The 1,570-nt window shown below is 60.5% G+C and carries 5 protein-coding genes; 3 read left to right on the top strand and 2 right to left on the bottom strand.

Annotated features, from left to right (window positions below; translation table 11 throughout):
- Positions 1–18: 18 nt before the first annotated feature.
- The 3 genes from IEW00_RS17380 to IEW00_RS17370 are packed head-to-tail and all read left to right on the top strand — an operon-like array spanning position 19 to position 793.
- Entirely contained in the window at positions 19–342 is a 324-nt protein-coding gene (locus tag IEW00_RS17380; protein ID WP_188515694.1) for a conjugal transfer protein TraD, read from the top strand.
- A gap of 1 nt (position 343) precedes the next feature.
- Positions 344–580 (top strand): conjugal transfer protein TraD, encoded by a 237-nt coding sequence (locus IEW00_RS17375; RefSeq protein ID WP_188515693.1) that lies wholly within the window; start codon positions 344–346, stop codon positions 578–580.
- Positions 581–598: 18 nt separating this feature from the next.
- Entirely contained in the window at positions 599–793 is a 195-nt protein-coding gene (locus IEW00_RS17370; protein ID WP_188515692.1) for a hypothetical protein, read from the top strand.
- A 6-nt stretch (positions 794–799) separates the two neighbouring features.
- On the opposite strand, the gene IEW00_RS17365 is transcribed toward IEW00_RS17370, so the two are convergent.
- Positions 800–1,228 (bottom strand): Ros/MucR family transcriptional regulator, encoded by a 429-nt coding sequence (locus tag IEW00_RS17365; RefSeq protein ID WP_188515691.1) that lies wholly within the window; start codon positions 1,226–1,228, stop codon positions 800–802.
- Between the two features lie 36 nt (positions 1,229–1,264).
- Positions 1,265–1,570 (bottom strand): HEPN domain-containing protein (locus IEW00_RS17360; RefSeq protein WP_505625247.1); only part of this gene is annotated, 306 nt, incomplete at its 5' end.

Genomic DNA, 1,570 nt, shown 5'->3' with positions numbered 1-1,570 from the left:
ATCGAAGGATCAAACCCCATGCGAAAACCACGCGATTACGACGCAGAGCTTCAAGCCCTCAACGATAAGGCAAAGCAGCTCAGGACCCGCAAGCAGACACAGCTCGGCGAGCTTGTCATTGCCACCGGGGCCGATGCGCTGGGCACAGAGATACTGGCAGGCGTTCTGCTCGCGGCGATCGGCAATGACGACCCGTCACTAAAGGAGGCCTGGCGCAAACGCGGCGCTGCGTTCTTTCAGGGCAGCGCCGCAGCTCGCCGATCAGCTGGCCAAGTCTCTGGCGGCACACAAGCGATCGATCCAGGCACGCAACCGGCTGCTGGCACAGCGGGCACGGCATGACATGCGCGACTGGCGGGTCAAACGGCGCGAACGCACACGGCAACTTATCGAGCTCGGCGGGCTCATCGCCAAAGCGGAGCTCATCGAGCTCATCGATGACGACCGCGCCGTGATCCTAGGACTGTTGATCGAGGCTGCGGCGAAGCTGAAAGGCGACAATCGCGATCAGCAGCTACTACTCTGGCGGCGGCGAGGCTCACGAGCGTTCGCGCAAAACCGGTTGGCGGAAAGGTCGTGATCGCGCATAGGCAGTCCAATGACGGGGGCAATAAACGAAGTGATATTGCGCGTGCTCGAACGCGCTCCGCAACGGGTCAGGCAGGACCTACTTTCGGCCGATCCGATCGTACGGGCACGCGCCGAAGAGACACTGGCGGCGATGATCTCCAGCGCTCTGGCCGACAGTCAGGCGACGCACAGCAGCGACGACGCAGCCCTTTCGGAAAGCTGACCTGCCTTACTTGCTGCCCGTCTTCTTGGGCCTGCCGCCCCGCCCGCTCTTGCCAAGCCCAAATTTCTTCGCCAGCGCGCTCCGGCGCGCGGTATAATCGGGCGAGACCATTGGATAATCTTTCGGCAGGTTCCACTTGGCGCGGTAGTCGTCAGGCGTCATGCCGAACTTCGTCCGCAGATAGCTCTTCAGTAGCGTGAGCTGCTTGCCGTCTTCGAGGCAGACGAGGTAGTCTGGCTTGATCGACGCCCGGATCGGGACGGCTGGCTTCTGGTCGGGCAATGGTTCCGGCATAGCTTCCTGACCAAGGCCGGAAAGCGAAGCGTGCACGCTGCCGATTAGCCCTGCGATATCCGATATCGACACGCTGTTGTTGCTGACATGCGCAGAAACAATATCAGCCGTTAGAGCGACAAGCATTTCGGAATCAGCCATTGGCACTCCTCTTCGATCAGAGGCTCATTCATTGGCCTATTGTTCGAGCAACGCAATACGTTCCGAACAGATGGCGTGAACCGCACGACCAAGTTCCTCGACGCAGCCGCCAAGCCAGAGCAGCTCTTCTTCGGTGATGCGATAGTGCTTCGAATAGCGCGCCTTTACATAAGCCTCTTTGAGCTTCTCGAACCGGGCGCGATCGATGCGCGTGTCACGCGGCCAGGCGTCAACCAGACGCACGTCGATGCGCTCGGCCTGCGTGCGGAGAAAACCCAGATTGTGGACGTGTTGGGGTGGACGGCCCCCAAACGGCATCAAATGTGCCAAGATTGAGTCGTT

Source organism: Blastomonas aquatica (assembly GCF_014639875.1).
Classification (GTDB): domain Bacteria; phylum Pseudomonadota; class Alphaproteobacteria; order Sphingomonadales; family Sphingomonadaceae; genus Blastomonas; species Blastomonas aquatica.
The sequence above is the reverse complement of the archived record's forward strand: the minus strand, read 5'-3'. Positions and strand labels throughout refer to the sequence as shown.

Coding starts and splice junctions, on each gene's coding strand:
- IEW00_RS17370 (WP_188515692.1), top strand. CDS start 599: ATGACGGGGGCAATAAACGAAGTGATATTGCGCGTGCTCGAACGCGCT.
- IEW00_RS17365 (WP_188515691.1), bottom strand. CDS start 1,228: ATGGCTGATTCCGAAATGCTTGTCGCTCTAACGGCTGATATTGTTTCT.
- IEW00_RS17375 (WP_188515693.1), top strand. CDS start 344: ATGCGCGACTGGCGGGTCAAACGGCGCGAACGCACACGGCAACTTATC.
- IEW00_RS17380 (WP_188515694.1), top strand. CDS start 19: ATGCGAAAACCACGCGATTACGACGCAGAGCTTCAAGCCCTCAACGAT.